The sequence below is a fragment of the Streptomyces uncialis genome (genome assembly GCF_001905345.1).
GTDB classification, from domain to species: Bacteria; Actinomycetota; Actinomycetes; order Streptomycetales; family Streptomycetaceae; genus Streptomyces; species Streptomyces uncialis.
Genome location: NZ_LFBV01000006.1, coordinates 217027 through 234639, shown reverse-complemented (window position 1 = coordinate 234639; position 17613 = coordinate 217027). Strand labels below are relative to the sequence as shown.

At 71.4% G+C, this 17613-nt stretch carries 13 protein-coding genes; 11 read left to right on the top strand and 2 right to left on the bottom strand.

What is annotated here, in order from left to right:
• The first annotated feature begins 64 nt into the window (after nt 1–64).
• Genes argB through AB852_RS23565 form a run of 3 tightly spaced genes read left to right on the top strand, consistent with a single transcriptional unit; the run spans nt 65 to nt 2737 of the window.
• Nucleotides 65–994, top strand: a complete 930-nt coding sequence (gene argB, locus AB852_RS23575) for an acetylglutamate kinase (RefSeq protein ID WP_073792179.1) — start codon at nt 65–67, stop codon at nt 992–994.
• Nucleotides 991–2193 carry an acetylornithine transaminase gene (locus AB852_RS23570; protein ID WP_073792178.1) on the top strand — a complete coding sequence of 401 codons (1203 nt, stop codon included), beginning with the start codon at nt 991–993 and terminating at the stop codon, nt 2191–2193. Before argB ends, AB852_RS23570 begins: the two co-directional genes overlap by 4 nt.
• A 7-nt stretch (nt 2194–2200) precedes the next feature.
• Entirely contained in the window at nt 2201–2737 is a 537-nt protein-coding gene (locus AB852_RS23565; protein WP_073792177.1) for an arginine repressor, read from the top strand.
• A gap of 814 nt (nt 2738–3551) precedes the next feature.
• Here the strand turns inward: AB852_RS23565 and AB852_RS23560 are convergent.
• Nucleotides 3552–4271, bottom strand: a complete 720-nt coding sequence (locus tag AB852_RS23560) for a L,D-transpeptidase family protein (protein WP_073792176.1) — start codon at nt 4269–4271, stop codon at nt 3552–3554.
• 218 nt (nt 4272–4489) lie between these two features.
• Here AB852_RS23560 and AB852_RS23555 point away from each other — a divergent pair, with 218 nt between their 5' ends.
• The 8 genes from AB852_RS23555 (at nt 4490) to AB852_RS23520 (ending at nt 16630) form a co-directional block, all read left to right on the top strand.
• Nucleotides 4490–5683, top strand: coding sequence for an argininosuccinate synthase (locus AB852_RS23555; RefSeq protein WP_073792175.1), 1194 nt, complete (start codon nt 4490–4492; stop codon nt 5681–5683).
• Nucleotides 5684–5977: 294 nt separating this feature from the next.
• Nucleotides 5978–7420, top strand: a complete 1443-nt coding sequence (gene argH / locus AB852_RS23550; protein ID WP_073792174.1) for an argininosuccinate lyase — start codon at nt 5978–5980, stop codon at nt 7418–7420.
• Nucleotides 7421–7718: 298 nt separating this feature from the next.
• Entirely contained in the window at nt 7719–8267 is a 549-nt protein-coding gene (locus AB852_RS23545; RefSeq protein ID WP_073792173.1) for a TetR/AcrR family transcriptional regulator, read from the top strand.
• Entirely contained in the window at nt 8264–9829 is a 1566-nt protein-coding gene (locus AB852_RS23540) for an MFS transporter (protein ID WP_073792172.1), read from the top strand. The genes AB852_RS23545 and AB852_RS23540 overlap by 4 nt, the downstream gene beginning before the upstream one ends.
• 737 nt (nt 9830–10566) lie before the next feature.
• Nucleotides 10567–12027, top strand: a complete 1461-nt coding sequence (locus tag AB852_RS23535) for a cation:proton antiporter family protein (protein ID WP_143201270.1) — start codon at nt 10567–10569, stop codon at nt 12025–12027.
• A gap of 22 nt (nt 12028–12049) precedes the next feature.
• On the top strand, nt 12050–12949 hold the full coding sequence (locus AB852_RS23530) for a hypothetical protein (RefSeq protein WP_143201269.1): 900 nt from the start codon (nt 12050–12052) through the stop codon (nt 12947–12949).
• Nucleotides 12946–14091 carry a hypothetical protein gene (locus AB852_RS23525; RefSeq protein ID WP_073792169.1) on the top strand — a complete coding sequence of 382 codons (1146 nt, stop codon included), beginning with the start codon at nt 12946–12948 and terminating at the stop codon, nt 14089–14091. Before AB852_RS23530 ends, AB852_RS23525 begins: the two co-directional genes overlap by 4 nt.
• A 40-nt stretch (nt 14092–14131) precedes the next feature.
• Nucleotides 14132–16630: a serine/threonine-protein kinase gene (locus AB852_RS23520; protein WP_073792168.1), complete on the top strand. Its 2499-nt coding sequence runs from the start codon at nt 14132–14134 to the stop codon at nt 16628–16630.
• On the opposite strand, the gene AB852_RS23515 is transcribed toward AB852_RS23520, so the two are convergent.
• Nucleotides 16581–17597, bottom strand: coding sequence for a hypothetical protein (locus AB852_RS23515; protein WP_143201268.1), 1017 nt, complete (start codon nt 17595–17597; stop codon nt 16581–16583). The two genes, AB852_RS23520 and AB852_RS23515, sit on opposite strands and share 50 nt — an antisense overlap.
• Between the last annotated feature and the right edge of the window lie 16 nt (nt 17598–17613).

Genomic DNA, 17613 nt, shown 5'->3' with positions numbered 1-17613 from the left:
GACCCCAGCCGAGCCCGCCACGCGCCCGCAGGGGCCGCGCCGGGCCGAGGACACCCGAGGAGCCATGAGCACCCGCAAGCACACCGCCCTCCCCAAGGCGCAGATCCTCATCGAGGCACTGCCCTGGCTGACCCGCCACCACGGCAAGGTCGTCGTCATCAAGTTCGGCGGCAACGCCATGGTCGACGAGGACCTGAAAGCCGCCTTCGCCCAGGACGTCGTCTTCCTGCGGCACGCGGGCCTGCGCCCCGTCGTCGTGCACGGCGGCGGCCCCCAGATCAGCGCCCAGCTCGACCGGCACGGACTCGTCAGCGAGTTCAAGGCGGGCCTGCGGGTCACCACCCCCGAGGCCATGGACGTCGTCCGGATGGTCCTCGCCGGACAGGTGCAGCGCGAACTCGTCGGACTGCTCAACCAGCACGGGCCGCTCGCCGTCGGCCTGACCGGCGAGGACGCCCACACCATCACCGCCCGCAAGCACCGCCCCGAGATCGACGGGGAACTCGTCGACATCGGCCGGGTCGGTGAGATCACCGAGATCGACAGCGGGGCCATCGAGGCACTGCTCGCCGACGGACGCATCCCCGTCGTCTCCTCCATCGCGCGCTCCGCCGACGACGGCCATGTCTACAACGTCAACGCCGACACCGCCGCCGCCGCGCTCGCCGCGGCCCTCGGCGCCGAGACGCTGATGGTCCTCACCGATGTCGAGGGCCTCTACGAGGACTGGCCCAAAAGCGACGAGGTCATCAGCCGCCTCACCGCCCGCGAACTGGAGAAGCTGCTCCCGGACCTGGCCAGCGGCATGGTCCCCAAGATGCAGGGCTGTCTGTACGCCGTCCGCAACGGCGTGCACACCGCCCGCGTCATCGACGGCCGGGTGCCGCACTCGATCCTGCTGGAGATCTTCACCGACGAGGGCATCGGCACCATGGTCGTGCCCGACGGCACCGCGCCGTCACCCCGCAACAGCGCCGAAGGAGGAGCACGGTGACCACCGCCAACGAGGAACTGACCCGGCGCTGGCAGGGCGCCCTCATGGACAACTACGGCACCCCCCGGCTGCCTCTCGCACGCGGCGCGGGCGCCCGGGTGTGGGACGCCGACGGCAACGAGTACCTCGACCTGGTCGGCGGCATCGCGGTCAACGCGCTCGGCCACGCCCACCCCGCCGTCGTCGGCGCCGTCAGCACCCAGATCGCCTCCCTCGGCCATGTCTCCAACCTCTTCGTCGCCGAACCGCCCGTCGCCCTCGCCGAACGCCTCCTCCAGCTCTTCGGCCGCGAGGGCCGGGTGTTCTTCTGCAACTCCGGCGCCGAGGCCAACGAAGGCGCCTTCAAGATCGGACGGCTCACCGGGCGCGGCCATATGGTCGCCACCACCGGCGGCTTCCACGGCCGCACCATGGGCGCCCTCGCCCTCACCGGCCAGGACGGCAAACGGGAACCGTTCCTCCCGCTGCCCGGCGACGTCACCCATGTCCCGTACGGGGACGTGGACGCGCTGCGCGCCGCCGTCACCGAGGACACCGCGCTGGTGATCATCGAACCGGTGCAGGGCGAGAACGGCGTCGTCGTACCGCCGCCCGGCTATCTCGCCGCGGCCCGCGCGATCACCGAGGCCACCGGCACCCTCCTCGTCCTCGACGAGGTGCAGACCGGCGTCGGCCGCACCGGCCACTGGTTCGAGCACCAGGCCCACGAAGGGGTGCGCCCCGATGTCGTCACCCTCGCCAAGGGGCTCGGCGGCGGGCTCCCGCTCGGCGCCACCGTCGCGTTCGGCCCCGCCGCCGACCTGCTGAAGCCCGGCCACCACGGCACCACCTTCGGCGGCAACCCCGTCGCCTGCGCCGCCGGACTCGCCGTCCTTGACACCATCGGGGCCGAGGGACTGCTGGACAACGTGAAGCGGCAGAGCGGGACACTCCGGGACGGAATCGAGTCGCTCCGACACCCGCTGGTCCGCCGGGTCCGGGGCGCGGGGCTCCTGCTGGGTATCGTGCTCACGGAACCGCTCGCCGCCCAGGTGCAGCGCGCGGCCCAGGACGCCGGTCTCCTCGTCAACGCGCCCGCCCCCGATGTCGTCCGGCTGATGCCGCCGCTGAACTTCCGCGACGACGAGGCGGAGACGTTCCTGCGGGCGCTGCCGGGTGTTCTCGACGCAGCCCACGGGGACGGACGAGCCGGAGAATGAAGCGACGATGACGCACGCGCAGGACAACGAGCAGGCCGGGCCCGCGGTGCCGCAGACCCGGACCGCGCGGCACCGCCGGATCGTGGACATCCTCAACCGGCAGCCGGTCCGCTCCCAGAGCCAGCTCGCGAAGCTGCTCGCCGACGACGGGCTGAGCGTCACCCAGGCGACGCTCTCCCGGGACCTCGACGAGCTGAACGCGGTGAAGATCCGGGACACCGACGGGGACCTCATCTACGCGGTCCCCAGCGAGGGCGGGTTCCGGACTCCCCGGGCACCGCTCGGGGAGTCCGCGAAGGAGGAGCGGATGCGGAGGCTGTCCGGGGAGCTGCTGATCTCCGCGGAGGCGTCCGCGAACCTCGTCGTCCTGCGGACGCCGCCCGGCGCCGCGCAGTTCCTCGCCTCCGCGATCGACCAGGCCGAGTTGCACGACATCCTCGGGACGATCGCGGGGGACGACACGTTGATGCTTATCAGCAGGGATCCGCTGGGGGGGCAGGCGCTGGCCGAGCACCTCTTGCGGCTGGCGCAGAACACGGGGTAGCTGCGAGCTGCGTGACAGCCCCTCGGCCCCGTCCCACCCTGGCGGGTCGCCTTCGCTTGCGCCTCTGAGGTCTCTCCGGCTGGGCGTACTTGTCCCCGCACAGGTCGTTCGTGGGGTGCGCAGTTCCCCGCGCCCCTGGATGCTGCCCCCTTGCGGTCGCTCTTCGGGTGAGGGTCCGCCCTCGTCTTTCGCGCAGTTCCCCGCGCCCCTTAGGCGCTGCCCCCTTGCCGTCGCTCTTCGGGTGCGGAGCGGTCCTCGTTTTCGCGCAGTTCCCCGCGCCCCTGAAGGGGCGCCCACCTGGGGCTGTCGGCAGGCTGCGGGCTGTCGGCGAGCGGGGGCCGGGGTTCATACCCTCCTCCTCGCGCGGTCGCGCTGCTGCGGGAGGGGGTGGGCGGGAATCTCTGCCCGCAGACTCCGATGCTCTTCAGTCGAGTCACGGAACGTCTTACCGAGCGTGTCGGATCGAGGACGGAGAATCCCGACCGGCACCGACCCGAAGAACAAGCAGGACGCGCCCCAAAGGGGCGCGGGGAACTGCGCGAAACCACCGAGCGACGGCACAGGAACGGAGTACGCCCAGCCGGACGAACCTCGGAAGCGCAAGCGAAGGCGACCCGCGGGGAACTGCGCACCCCACGAGCGACCGCACAGGAACGGAGTACGCCCAGCCGGACGAACCTCGGAAGCGCAAGCGAAGGCGACCCGCGGGGAACTGCGCGAAACCCACGAGCGACGGCACAGGAACGGAGTACGCCCAGCCGGACGAACTCGCGGCCACCGTCCTGACGGCCTGCGCAGAAGGCTGTGAACCCGGCTAGTAGCGGTACAACGCCGTGGCCCCGGTCCTGGTGCCGATCGCGATATGGGGGCGGCGGGCCGGGTCCGCCCAGCGCAGCAGATCCGCCATCGCCTGCCGGGGCACCGACACACAGCCCGCCGTCGGACCCGTGCCGTCCACGTGCAGGAAGATCCCCGCGCCCCGGCCCCGTACCGGCCGGTCGTAGTTGAAGGCGACGACGAGCGCGTGGGCGTACTGCGTGCGGTAGTCGGCGAGGCGTTCGGCCTCCGTCGGCCGGCAGTCGGCGGGACGGGGGTCGGTCCAGCGGTTGTACGCGGCCGAGTCGTTGTCCTGGCACCACCAGGAACTGTCGCGCACCGGGCGGTGCGGCATCCGGGTCCCCCCGGGCGGCGGCGCGGTCCCGAAGGCGTAAGGGAGGCCGTACAGCCCGGTCGGGGTGGTGCTGGTGCCCTGCTCGCGGACGCCGCCCTCCACCAGGCCGTTCGCGCCGAACCGGGCGGGCGCGGTCCCGGCGGCCCTCCAGCGCCCGCCCCGCCGGTCCCACCAGGTGACGGTGCCCGTGGTGGAGCGGATACCGGGGGCGGTCGCGGTGATGAGCTGGCTGCCGCCGCCGGTGTCCGCCATCAGCGCGGGCAGCGGGAACGGGCGCGGCGCGGCCCCGGCCGGGGCCGCGGGAAGGGCGAGGGCGAGGGCGAGGAGGACGGCGGACACAAGGGCGACGGCACCGGTGCGCATGGCTCAGAACGTACGGGGCGGCGGCTTCGGCGGCAGGTCGGGTGGTCCGTTCAGGCAGGTCGCGGGGGACTGGGCCGGGGAGGTGGCGGACCCAGGCCGGGCGGGTCGCGGGGGCCCGGATCGGGGTCCGCCGGGGCTACCCGAGGGCGAGATTGACGAAACATGCGGAAGACTGCATACTCATGCATATCAGCGAATGCACTGTGAGGAGAAAACCCGTGACCGAGCGCGTCGTACTCGCCTACTCAGGCGGCCTGGACACCTCCGTCGCCATCGGCTGGATCGCCGAGGAGACGGGCGCCGAGGTCATCGCCGTCGCCGTGGATGTCGGCCAGGGCGGCGAGGACCTGGACGTCATCCGCAAGCGCGCGCTCGCCTGCGGTGCGGTCGAGGCCGAGGTCGCGGACGCCAAGGACGAGTTCGCCGACGAGTACTGCCTCCCGGCGATCAAGGCCAACGCCCTCTACATGGACCGCTACCCGCTGGTCTCCGCGCTGTCCCGGCCCGCCATCGTCAAGCACCTGGTCGCCGCCGCGAAGAAGCACGGCGCCACCACCGTCGCCCACGGCTGCACCGGCAAGGGCAACGACCAGGTCCGCTTCGAGGCCGGTATCCAGGCCCTCGGCCCCGACCTCAAGTGCATCGCCCCGGTCCGCGACTACGCCATGACCCGCGACAAGGCCATCGCCTTCTGCGAGGAGAACGACCTCCCGATCGCGACCACCAAGAAGTCCCCGTACTCCATCGACCAGAACGTCTTCGGGCGCGCGGTCGAGACGGGCTTCCTGGAGGACATCTGGAACGCGCCGATCGAGGACATCTACGAGTACACGCAGAACCCGGCGCTCACCCGTGAGGCCGACGAGCTCGTCATCACCTTCAAGGAGGGCGTGCCCGTCGCGATCGACGGCAAGCCCGTCAGCGTCCTCCAGGCGATCCAGCAGCTCAACGAGCGCGCGGGTGCCCAGGGCGTCGGCCGGATCGACATGGTCGAGGACCGCCTCGTCGGCATCAAGTCCCGTGAGGTGTACGAGGCGCCGGGCGCGATCGCGCTGATCACCGCGCACCAGGAGCTGGAGAGCGTCACCGTCGAGCGTGAACTCGCCCGCTACAAGCGCCAGGTCGAGCAGCGCTGGGGCGAGATGGTCTACGACGGCCTGTGGTTCTCCCCGCTCAAGCGCGCGCTCGACGGCTTCATCAACGAGGCCAACCAGCATGTCTCCGGCGACATCCGGATGACCCTCCAGGGCGGCAGGGCCGTCGTCACGGGCCGTCGTTCCGAGGAGTCGCTGTACGACTTCAACCTCGCCACCTACGACTCCGGCGACACCTTCGACCAGTCGAAGGCGCAGGGCTTCATCGACATCTTCGCGCTGTCCGCGAAGATCGCCGCCAAGCGGGACCTCGGCTGACCGCCCCCCGCCGGCGCCTCGTCCGCGACTGAGCAGCCTCCCGCCCGCAGCCGGGTCCCGGCCGCGGGTGCCCACCGCCTCCTCGCCGCACCCGGCCGGGAGGCGGTCGCGCATCACCACCGGCCCGGCGGCGCACCGGTCGCGAAGGCTCTCCGGGACGGTCCGCAGGTGTGGGTGCCACCCCCTACGATCGCCGTGGATCCGGTAGATCCAGCAGATCCGGTAGGTCGAGCAAGTCAGCAGGACAGCAAGTCAGCAAGTTCAGCGAGTCCAGCAAGCCGAGGAGCAAGTGCAGTGAGCAGCAACAGCGGTGATGTCCGGCTCTGGGGCGCCCGGTTCGCCGACGGCCCCGCCGAGGCCCTGGCGAAACTCTCCGCGTCCGTCCACTTCGACTGGCGGCTCGCCCCTTACGACATCGCCGGGTCCCGGGCCCACGCCCGCGCCCTGCACAAGGCGGAACTCCTCACCGCCGACGAGCTGGAGCGGATGCTCGCCGGACTGGACCAGCTGGAGGCGGATGTCGCGGACGGCTCGTTCACCGGGACCGTCGCCGACGAGGACGTGCACACGGCGCTGGAGCGGGGGCTGCTGGAGCGGCTGGGCCCCGACCTCGGGGGCAAGCTCCGCGCGGGCCGTTCGCGCAACGACCAGATCGCCACCCTCTTCCGGATGTATCTGCGCGACCACGCGCGGATCGTCGGCGCGCTGATCGCGGACCTTCAGGACGCCCTGGTCGGTCTGGCCGAGGCGCACCCGGACGTGGCGATGCCGGGCCGTACGCATCTCCAGCACGCCCAGCCGGTGCTGTTCGCGCACCATGTGCTGGCGCATGTGCAGGCCCTGTCCCGGGACGCGCAGCGGCTGCGGCAGTGGGACGAGCGCACGGCGGTCTCCCCGTACGGTTCCGGGGCGCTCGCGGGGTCCTCGCTCGGGCTCGACCCGGAGGCGGTCGCCCGTGAGCTGGGCTTCGAGCACGGGTCCGTCGCCAACTCGATCGATGGGACCGCGTCCCGGGACTTCGTCGCGGAGTTCGCGTTCATCACCGCGATGATCGGCATCGATCTCTCCCGGATCGCCGAGGAGATCATCATCTGGAACACGAAGGAGTTCTCCTTCGTCACCCTGCACGACGCGTTCTCCACCGGTTCCTCGATCATGCCGCAGAAGAAGAACCCGGACATCGCGGAGCTGGCCCGGGGCAAGAGCGGGCGGCTGATCGGCAATCTGACGGGCCTGCTGGCGACCCTGAAGGCGCTGCCGCTCGCGTACAACCGGGATCTCCAGGAGGACAAGGAGCCGGTCTTCGACTCCTGCGACCAACTGGAGGTCCTGCTGCCCGCGTTCACCGGGATGATGGCGACACTCACCGTCAACCGGGAGCGGATGGCCGAGCTGGCCCCCGCCGGGTTCTCGCTGGCGACGGACATCGCCGAGTGGCTGGTCAAGCGGGGTGTGCCGTTCCGGGTGGCGCACGAGGTCGCGGGGGAGTGCGTCAAGGAGTGCGAGGCGCACGGCATCGAGCTGGACGAGCTCACCGACGAGCAGTTCGCGAAGATCTCCCCGCATCTGACGCCCGACGTCCGGGTGGTCCTCGATGTGTCCGGCGCGCTCGCCGCGCGCAACGGCCGGGGCGGGACCGCGCCGTCCGCTGTCGCCCTCCAGCTCATGGAGACCAAGTTCGACCTCACGGTCCAGCGCGCCTGGGCCGGTGACGCCTCGGGCACCGAGGCCGGGTAGCGGGGCCGGGCGCCGAGTCCGGGTACCCGGGCCGGGCGCCGAGTCCGAGATCACCGCGCGGCGGCCCTGCCGCGCGGTGACAAGGGTCCGTCGATCGTTCGACGGGCCCTTCGCCGTTCCCGCAGCCTTTCCCGGCCCCAGAGAACCTGTGCGTATCTCCCGGTCTGTCCGGTACCTCTGACAATGATGATGTTCGTGGTGACGCCGCTGGTGGGTCTGACCTGGGCATTCACCCCTCGCCTGGGACCTCGACGTTCAGGATGAGACAGTACTGTCTCACATGGGCTACCCTCGTCTCATGTCAGTCGACCGAGAAGACGTGCTGCGCAGCGCCGCCGCGTTGCTCACCCGCCGGGCCACCGCCACCATGGACGAGGTGGCCAAGGCCGCGGGTATCAGCCGGGCCACCCTGCACCGCCATTTCGCGGGCCGGGACGCGCTGATCCGCGCGCTGGAGGACCTGGGCCTGCGGGAGTTCGAGGCGGCGCTGGACGAGGCGCGGCTGGGTGAGGGCGACGCCCTCGGTGCCCTCCGCCGGCTCGTCGCCGCGGCCGAGCCCTCGGCCGGACTGATCGCCTTCCTCGTCACGGAGAACGAGCTCTTCGAGGACGGGCAGAACGAGGGCTGGAACCGGCTCGACGCGCGGATCTGCGCGTTGTTCCGCCGGGGCCAGGAGAGCGGTGAGTTCCGTATCGACCTGAGCACCGTCTGGCTCACCGAGGCGTTCTACGGGCTGCTCGGCTCGGCCGCCTGGGCGGTGTCGAGCGGCCGGCTGGCCCCCAAGGACTTCCACTTCATGCTGGTCGAGCTCCTGCTCGGCGGCGTACGACGGAGCGTGACATCATGATCGGCAGCAAGAACGCGGCACCAGGGGCCCTGGAGCGCGGCCCCGGACGGTGGCTCGCTCTCGCCGTCCTCGTCCTGGCCGTACTGCTCGTCGCGGTCGACGCGACGGTGCTCGGCCTCGCCACCCCGTACATCAGTGAGGACCTCGCGCCCACCGGTACCCAGCTGCTGTGGATCGGTGACGTCTACTCGTTCGTGATCGCCGGTCTGCTGGTCTCGATGGGCAGCCTCGGTGACCGGATCGGCCGTAAGAAGCTGCTGCTCATCGGCGCGGTCGCGTTCGGCGCGGTATCGGTGCTCAACGCGTACGCCAGTACGCCCGAGATGCTGATCCTCGCCCGCGCGCTGCTCGGTGTGGCCGGTGCGACGCTGATGCCGTCCACGCTGGCCCTGATCCGCAACATCTTCCACGACCCGCGTGAGCGCAGTATCGCCATCGGTGTCTGGGGCGCCGCGGCCTCCGCCGGTATGGCCGTCGGGCCCGTGGTCGGCGGGTTCCTGCTCGAACACTTCTGGTGGGGCTCGGTCTTCCTGATCAACCTGCCCGTGATGGCCGTGCTCGTCGTGGTCGGCATCAAGCTGCTGCCGGAGTCGCGCAACCCCGCTCCGGGGCCGTGGGACCTCATCAGTGTCGTGCTGTCGCTGATCGGCATGATCGCCGTCGTCTACGCGATCAAGGAGGCCGCCGCGCACGGCGTGGGTCCCGTGCCGCTGGGCGCCGCCGTGCTCGGTGCCGCCGCCCTGGTCTGGTTCGTGCGCCGTCAGCTGTCGCTGCCCGCTCCGCTGCTGGACATGCGGCTGTTCAAGAACCGGGGTTTCTCCGGCGCGGTCCTCGCGGACCTGCTGACCATCCTCGGTATGGCCGGACTGATCTTCTTCCTGTCCCAGTTCCTCCAGCTGGTCCAGGGACGGCCCCCGCTGGAGGCCGGTCTCGCCGAACTCCCCGCCGCGGTCGGCGCGGTCGCCGCGGGACTGGCCGCCGGTACGGTGGCCCGCCGGTTCTCCGTACGCTCCGTGGTGTCCGCCGGTCTCGCCGCGATCGGTCTGGCGCTGGCCGCGCTGACGGTCCTCCAGCAGTCCACCGGCTATCCGGTGCTCGGCGCGGTGCTGCTGACGGTCGGCATCGGCTCGGGTCTCGCGTTCACGGTCACCGCGGACGTGATCCTCTCCAGCGTGCCCAAGGAGCAGGCGGGGTCCGCCTCGGCGGTCTCCGAGACGGCCTACGAACTCGGCGCGGCGCTCGGTATCGCCCTGCTCGGCTCGATCGTGACGGGTGTGTACCGGGACTTCACGGTCCCGGCCGGGACCCCGCCCGAGGTGGCCGCGGCGGCCCATGAGTCGCTGGGCGGCGCGGTCCACTCCGCGACGGCCCTGCCGCCGCAGACGGCGGACGCCCTGGTGTCGGCGGCGCAGGCGGCCTTCGTGGACGGGATGCGGCTCGCGGCCGGTGTCGGCGCGGTGGTCCTGCTCGCGACCGCGGTCGCCGCCTGGTTCATGCTGCGCGGCCAGCGGCTGGAGAGCGTCGAGGAGCAGCCCGAACGCGAACCCGCGCACCACGCGTGACCCGCGCGCGGGTGACCCGGTGAGGGAGCCCCGTCCGGGACTCCCTCACCGAACACATCTGCGGCCGGGCGAGGATGACGCCGGTCCCCGGCGTTGACGGAACGATCCGGACGGAGGACGGGCCCGGCGTCGACATGACGCCGGGCCCGCCGCGTGTCCGGGCCGCCGGGAGCGTCCTGGCCCGGTGACCGGGCGGCCCCCCGTCCGCTGCGTCCGGCCGATCGGCGTACGCCGGCCCGGCTTCGCCCGGTCCCGTCGTCACGCCGGGCGCTGCCCCGGGCGGATACCAACTACCCTTCTCCCTGGGGTGAGTTGTGTCACGGGAACCGTTCGCCGTCGCCCGGCCGTGTCCAGGGTGGGGGTGCGGGGGCGTGCGGGGGCGTATGCGCGGGTCAGGTCCGCGCGGACGGCGCTGCCGCGCCGGGGGACGGGCTTCGGTGGCCGGGGGCGAGAAATTGCCTCGCTCTTGAGATTCCCGGACCAAGCGGTCATTTTAGATCAGGGGTCGTCGTATGGAGGGGGAACCGGAGATGACGATGTCGGTGAAGCCGGGTGGAGCCCGCTTTTCTTGCGGCATGATGGGCTGCTCGTACAGTCGGCGACCGGTTCATTCCGGCCGGTGCGGCCTTTCCTTCGGGCCGTCTGGCATATGCGTGTCCGGGACGGGTCCCGCGTGGCCCGCGGTCATTCGCTGATCTTGTGCGACGGGACCGCAGGCGGGGAAGGGGGACCGGCTCGTGAAGGCACGCCGTTTATTACGCCGTGACGGGGAGAACTCCTTCCCGCCGGCCCTTGTCGCGGCCATCTGTGCCGTACTCGCCGGACTCACCGCCGGACAACTCCTCGGTTCCCGGGCCCTGACCGAAGCCTCCTGGTATTCGGCGATGGCGGGACTTCTGCTCGCCGTCGGGCTCTACGGCAGTACGCATGAGATCGACCCCGGGGAAATCCGGCAGGATCTGCGGGCCCTTGTCTGGACGGTCACCCTCGGCGTCCTGCTCAAGGCCGTACTGATCGCGGGCGTCATGATCGCCGCGTTCCGGGAGCCCGAGTACCTCGTCCTCGGTATCGCCGTGGCACAGATCGACCCGCTGTCGGTCGCCGCGATGAACCGCAGCAGCCGGATGTCGCCGCGCGCCAAGAACCTGCTGTCGGTCTGGGCGTCCTTCGACGACCCGGTCACCGTGCTGCTCACGCTCTACTTCTCCGTCCTCGCCTTCCGGTTCTCCGGCCGCTCCGGTTCTCCGGCCGCCGGACCCGCCGGGGACGGTCTGGCGGCGTACGCCCTGAGCCTCGGCGGGAACCTGCTGCTGTTCGCCGTCGCCGCGGGCCTGTGGTGGGTGCCCCGGCGGCTGTGGCGCCGGGCCCTGGACCGGGAGCGGACCCGGGCGGCGATGCCGCCGCCCGGCCAGGACGCCCCGCTCGCCTCGCCGTTCCCGCGCCTGACCGATCTGCTGTGCCTGCTGCTGGTCGCCGCCGTGGTGGCCGTCGCCGCGCAGACCATGCTGATGCTCGCGGTCGCCGTGCTCGGCCTGGTCGTCCGGGTCGGCCGGTACGCGGCCCTCGTCAACCGTTCCGTCGCGGTGGCCTTCTCCGTCGCGGCCTTCGTCCTCGGACTGCTGCTGGTGGACGGGGTGTCCCCCTGGCGCGGCTTCGTGCTGGGGGCCGCCGCGTTCGGCGCGCAGATCCTCATCGGGCTGTTCGCCGTGCCCCGGCTCTTCCCGGACCTCGACCGCGCCGACCGCGTCCAGCTCGGGCTCGGCCAGCAGAACGGCATCACCGCCATCATCCTGGCGCTGGCCCTGGAACCGGACTTCCCGGGCACCGTCGCCGTCGTCGGTCCGGCGATCCTCACCATCAACACCCTGCACTACACGGCCAACGGCGTCTGGCGCCGCCGTCAGGACAAGGCCGACCGGCGTGCTCCCGACGACGAGCCGACGACCCAGCACCACCGCGCCCCGCACCCCGTCCCCGGCGACCCGGCGGGCCGGCACGACGACCCGCGCCCCGGACCCCTCCCGCCCGCGGCCCCGCCCCGCTCCCGTGCCACGGCCCCCGCGCACGGCTGGCGGTTCATCGGCACCACGGACGCCTTCGCCGCCGCCTCCCCGGAGCCCGACGCCCCCGCGGCGCCGACCACGCGTCCCGCTGCGGACCCCGCCTCCCGCCCGGCCGACGACACCACGTGTCCGTAGCCGGCCCAGGGGGAGGGGAACGATGAGACACGGGGGACCACGGGCCGTGGCGGGCCTGCCGGTGGCCGCCACCGCCCTGCTGCTGCTCTGCGCGCCGCCCGCGCACACCGACTCCCGGGAGGACGACGTCCACACCGTCCACTGCCTCGCCGACGACCGCCGCGCCGAAGTGGTGTCGGCGGCCGTCCTGCTGGGCACGGCCACCGCCGTGCGCGGTGAGCCCGGCCAGCTGCGCGCCGGCCCCGGCCACGGCCGGGAACTGACCGTCGACCAGTGGGCCGAGCGGCACCGCCCCGACTTCCGCCGGGTGTGCCGCGCCGTCATGACCGCCTCGGGCGACGCCCCGGACAAGGGCGGCGGCGAGAGCCCCGGCGCACTGACGAACGGGCTGCTGCTGGCGGGCGTCGCCGCCGCCTTCACCGTGCTCGGCAGCGGGGTCGAACGCGGCTCGGCCCACCGCCGCCAGCGCGCCGACACGCTCTCCGGCGCGACCCACGCCTACTCCTACGCCGCCGCGCTGTACCTCGCCGACTGGGAGACCGGGGCCACCACCCCGTACGACGAACTCGGCCGGGCCCGCGCGGAACTGGCGACCGCCCTGCGCGGTGTCCGGGACGGCGGCTCCCGCCGCCGCCGGGCCGTGGCGCTCGCGGAATCCCTGCCGCTGCCCGATGAACTCCCCACCCAGGTACGCGCCGGGGCGGGCGGATTCGTCCGGCGTACCGCACGCGACATGGGCGAGGAGGCCGTCCGCCAGCGGCGGTCGCTCGCCGACGCCGTGGCCCGGGTCGAGCAACTGCACGCGTCCTTCCTCGGCTGGCAGGCGCGCCGGGCGGGGCGCGCCGCGACGAGGGCGTGGTCCCGGGTGGGCGTATCGCGCTCCCGGCGGGGGAACCTCACGGGGGAGGAGGACGGCCGATGAGTCCATCCGAGGAGAGCGGTCCGCCGGCGGACGCGCAGCCTGTTTCGTTCAATCCGTTCCGGGTACCCGTCCCCTACTCCCGCGAGGGACTTCCCACCGTCGTCAAGTGGGAGGTCAACGCCCCGCTCGCCGCGTGGCTGGTGCACGGCCACAGCGAGCTGTGGGTGCCCGTCGACCACACCGAGGCGCAGTTCGACTGGTTCGTCGAGACGGGTCCCGATCCGGACGTCCTCGCCTACGGGCAGGACCACGGCCATGTCGTCGTCGTGAACGGCGCGCAGGGCACCGGCAAGACCTCGTTGATCAACCGCTGTGTGGACGATCTGGGGCGGCGGCTCGCCCCGCTCGCGCCGGACGGCGTCGCGGCGGCGGCCGGGTACGCGGCGGACCAGCTGCCGGGCGCGGAGAGCGGCCCCACCCTGTGGGTGCCCCGGGGCGGATATCCGGGTGTGGAGATCCTGCCCATCGGTGACTTCCGCAACGTCGACAACGGGTACAGCAGGAACAACGGCAGGAAGACGAGTGTCGAGGAACTGAACCGGAAGATCGCGAAAACCGTGCTCAGGAAACTCGCCATGGACAAGGGATTCGAGCAGGGATTCGATGATCCCCGCAAGGAATCGGAAGACCTCGGTGAGGTGTACGAGGCCATCAGTACGCGACTCGGTCTGATGAACCGTATTCTGCTCGTCATCGTGCCGGACATGATGTGGCTCGGTGACGGGCTCACCACTCAGTTCATCAGTAGTTTCCACACCTATGCGCATCCCTCTGTCGTGTTCTTTCTGGAAACCTCGCACAAGGGGCTCAGGGGAGAACTGGAGAAGGAGTTCAGGGGTGTGTACGAACCGCATTACACGCTGCTTGAGATGAGTTCGGTGAATGCGGAGGACTGGGATATCTTCATCGGGCGGCGTACAGTTGTGAATGGACTTCCGGGGGCCAGCATAGTATTTGCGGATGAAGTCATTCAGAACCGCCCAGAACGACATCTGTACAGAAATGTCAGAGATTTGCAGGGATTCCTGCACGACATGTCGAGCGAGGCGATCGAGCACCGGGAGAACGCGGTCCGGCTGAACCGGTTGGAACTCGTCAGCCGCCGCCGTGCCGCGCTCAACCTGTCGGCCTTGAAGTTCTGAAGCCGACCGCACGGCCCCCAGGCCCAGGAGGACCACCACGATGAGTCAGACCGACGCCATCTTCGGCAAGGGGAACCCCTTCCCCTTCAGCCCGGTCGTGCAGTTGGGCGGCTTCGCCGACGCGGTGCGCGTGGGCGAACACCGGCCCAAGCGATATCCGACGATCGTCACCGACGCGCTGACCCGCCTGCGACGCCAGGTCTCCGACTATCTGGAACGGCCCGAACCGGGCGGCGACCTGGGCCGGGCGATCGCACTCGTGGGTGAGTTCGGCGTCGGCAAGAGTCATATGGCCCGTGAGGTCACCTCCGCGATCCGGGCCGACCACTCGATCCCGCTCTGGGTGATCAATCAGCCGAGCCTCGACCTCAGCGCCGTCTACCGCAATCGCATGCTCGGTCTGAAGGACGACCAGGAGGCCAGCGCGGCCTTCGAACGGGTCGTCTCCACGTACTACGCCAACATCGTCGTGGAACTGCTCAACAGCTCCGACGCGGACGAACTGCACATCGGCCCGCAGCAGCACGAGGTCGTCGCGGGACTCAAGGAGGGCACGTTCGATCCGCGCAAGGTGATCCAGGCGTTCGGAATCGACCGTGAACTCATGCACCGGCATCTCCGGGAACATCTGAGGGTCGCCGTCGACCACCGGCGCTTCGCCGTCGGACTGTCCCTGCTGCTGGAAGGGCCGTTCAAGCAGGACGTGTGGGACTGGCTCGCCGCGAAGGAACCCAGCGCGGCGCTCAAGGAACGCGGCATCACCTCCGCCATCGACACCACCGAAGGCGTCTTCGACGCGCTGTGCGTCCTCAGCTTCCTCTACGGCCGGGTCGGACAGCGTTACGTCCTGGTCATCGACGCGCTGGAAAGCGTGCTCGGCTGGCGCCGCCGTGACTACAGCCAGTTCATGAACGGGTTCGAGAAACTCGTCAACACCTTTGTGAACCAGGACGGTCTGCTGGTCCTGTGCATCCAGCCCGAGCCCTGGAGCCGGATGCCCCAGGGACTGCACGAACGTGTCCTCCAGATCTGGCCCACCGGCCTCACCGGGCCCGAGACCGCCCGCCTGGTCAGCGGCTACCTCCGGGTGGGCGCGGCCCGCGCCGGTACGCCCGCCGGGCCCGGCGCGGCGGCGGGCACCGGCCCCGTCGAGGAGCGCCCCGACACCTCCGGGCGCCCCGCCGACTACGACACCGTCGTGCCCCCCACCGACGACGAGACCGGTGAGATCGTCCTCGGGCCGTTCGAACCGGACGCCGTCGACGAGATCGCGGAACTGTCCAACGGCATCCCCCGCGAGATCCTCAGGATCTGCCGCCGCTCCTGGAAACGCGTCAAGAAGGAGGCGACCGCCGCGCGCGGGCGGACCGCCCTGGAGCCCGCCCGCGCGCAAGCCCCAGCGACCCCCGTCATCGACGTCCCCCGGGTCCACACCGCCGTACGGCGGATGTACGAACAGCGGTCCCACTCGGACGTCCTGCTGGCCGTGGAACGCGCGCTCGCGGCCGGGCAGTGGCGCCGGGAGGCACCCCCACCGGAACTCGGCGATCCGCCCGAGCCGGCCACCCGGGACATCGCCTACTGGGTACGGGTGGGAGCCGGCGGGGCACTGGGCGTACTGCCGTTCACCTCCGTGCTGGAGCACGCCGAGATCGAACGGATCGGCCGGATCACCCGGGCCGCGCACCGGGCGTTCCCCCGCGGGGAGTGCGAGATCCTCGTCGTCGTCAACGGCTATGTGTCCCGGCGGATGCGCGACCGGGTCGCGGAGGTCACCCGCACCTCACCCGTCGTCGTCACCGACCCCGACTTCACCGAACGCCTCGACCGCTCCCTCGAACTGCTCGCCGCCCGGCTGGAGGCCGCCCAGCGCGAATCGACCCTCGACCAGGTGCGCGCCCGGCTGACCCGGGTCACCGAGCACCAGAGCGGGGTCCTGGAACGCATCGAGCGGCTCGACACCCGGCTGGACCGCCTCGCGCACACCCAGACCCTCCAGCCGCCCGCCCGCGCCGAGAGCCCCCGGCTGCCGCTGACCGTCGCCCGGCTGTTCGCCGAGGCGTCCGGAACCCTGGAACGGCTCCTCGACCGGCCCGCCGATCTGCGGGAGGCGCTCGGCGTCGACAGCAGCGGGATGGCCGAACCCGGCGGACGGCCCCGCCGGGTCACCTTCTCCGCGCCGCAGTTCGAGGCGATCGGCCTGGCCACCCTGCTGGGGATGCTGCTGGACACGTTCCACGACAGCGTCGGCGACTGGATCGCCACGGTCACCGCCGACCGCGAGGGCGGCCTCACCGAGGACCAGCGCAACAGCCTCTTCGTCATGTGCCGCAGCTTCGAGATCACCCTGGAGGTGCTGCCCGAACTGCGGCCCGACGCCCTGCCCGGCGCCCCGGGGAAGGGCGCCGGCACCCGCGAGGTGCGGCGCGCCCAGGTCACCGAGACACTGAGCACCCTCGCGGAACGCGTGCAGCAGACCGTGATCCAGCTCACTGACGGCGGGAACGGGGGCGTGGGATCGGCTGCGGGAGCTCGGTGAGCAGTTCCCGCATCCGCCGCTCGGCGTTGTCGACCTGGTGCTGGTCGAGGGTGACCCCGCACACGAAGTCGCCGTTGTGCCCGTTCGGCAGCCAGTGGAAGTAGATCGCGCCCTCCTGGACGTCCAGCACGAGCCGGGTCATCGGTTCCCGGCTCACCGGCTGGAGGAGGTTGCGCAACTGCGCGATGGTGTCCCGCAGCTGGTCGGCGGTGTCCCGGTACTTGCGCCGCCGGGTCGCGGGATCGATGTTCAGGAAACGCACCCCGATCGTGGGGTCCTCGAACGCGTCACCGACACAGACCAGGTTCCAGTTGGCGAACAGGGCCGCGTACTGGAGATCCACCGGGTTCAGGAAGCGGTGCCAGATCCCGCGCAACCGGGCCACCTGCGGCTCGTCCATCTGACGCCCGGCCGTGAAGTGCAGCCGCTCGCCGCCGCTCAGCCGGTGGTACGGCTTGTCCAGCCCGCCCGGGTGCTCCTCCGACAGGGACAGCAGATCGACCCGGATGTCGGTGATCAGCGCGTTCAGCGCCTCGTCCATCGGGGGGACCCCGGCACCGTCCAGGGTGACGCCGACGATGTGCTGCGCGGCCTTGACCCGTCCGCAGTACAGCCCGCCGGTGGGGGTCTCGACCACCATCCGCATCAGCGCACCGGTCAGCAGCGGGTCCAGCGTCTTCTCGAACTGCTGCATGCTCAGCACCAGTTGGGCCCCCGAGCGGCCCTCCCGTTCGATCTCCAGATCCCCGGCCCGGCCCCCGGGCAGCGGCGCCACCCCTGCCGGGCGCAGCGAGAAGTCCACGACCCCGTTGCTGAAGTGGCTCAGGGAACGCAGATCGGGGCAGGTGGCCGCCACCTGCTCGCTCAGCTCGTTGATCAGCCCGAACCGCTGCGCGGACCAGTGCTCCGCGTACAGCCTGTCGATCGCGATCAGCCGCTCCTGGTCCGGACGCATGTCGCCGCTCAAGTCCCGTCACTCCCCT

What these genes read in the sequence shown, in the direction of transcription:
- AB852_RS23520 (WP_073792168.1), top strand. Translation starts at nt 14,132, where the DNA reads ATGAGTCAGACCGACGCCATCTTCGGCAAGGGGAACCCCTTCCCCTTC.
- AB852_RS23540 (WP_073792172.1), top strand. Translation starts at nt 8,264, where the DNA reads ATGATCGGCAGCAAGAACGCGGCACCAGGGGCCCTGGAGCGCGGCCCC.
- AB852_RS23525 (WP_073792169.1), top strand. Translation starts at nt 12,946, where the DNA reads ATGAGTCCATCCGAGGAGAGCGGTCCGCCGGCGGACGCGCAGCCTGTT.
- AB852_RS23530 (WP_143201269.1), top strand. Translation starts at nt 12,050, where the DNA reads ATGAGACACGGGGGACCACGGGCCGTGGCGGGCCTGCCGGTGGCCGCC.
- AB852_RS23545 (WP_073792173.1), top strand. Translation starts at nt 7,719, where the DNA reads ATGTCAGTCGACCGAGAAGACGTGCTGCGCAGCGCCGCCGCGTTGCTC.
- argB (WP_073792179.1), top strand. Translation starts at nt 65, where the DNA reads ATGAGCACCCGCAAGCACACCGCCCTCCCCAAGGCGCAGATCCTCATC.
- AB852_RS23565 (WP_073792177.1), top strand. Translation starts at nt 2,201, where the DNA reads ATGACGCACGCGCAGGACAACGAGCAGGCCGGGCCCGCGGTGCCGCAG.
- AB852_RS23560 (WP_073792176.1), bottom strand. Translation starts at nt 4,271, where the DNA reads ATGCGCACCGGTGCCGTCGCCCTTGTGTCCGCCGTCCTCCTCGCCCTC.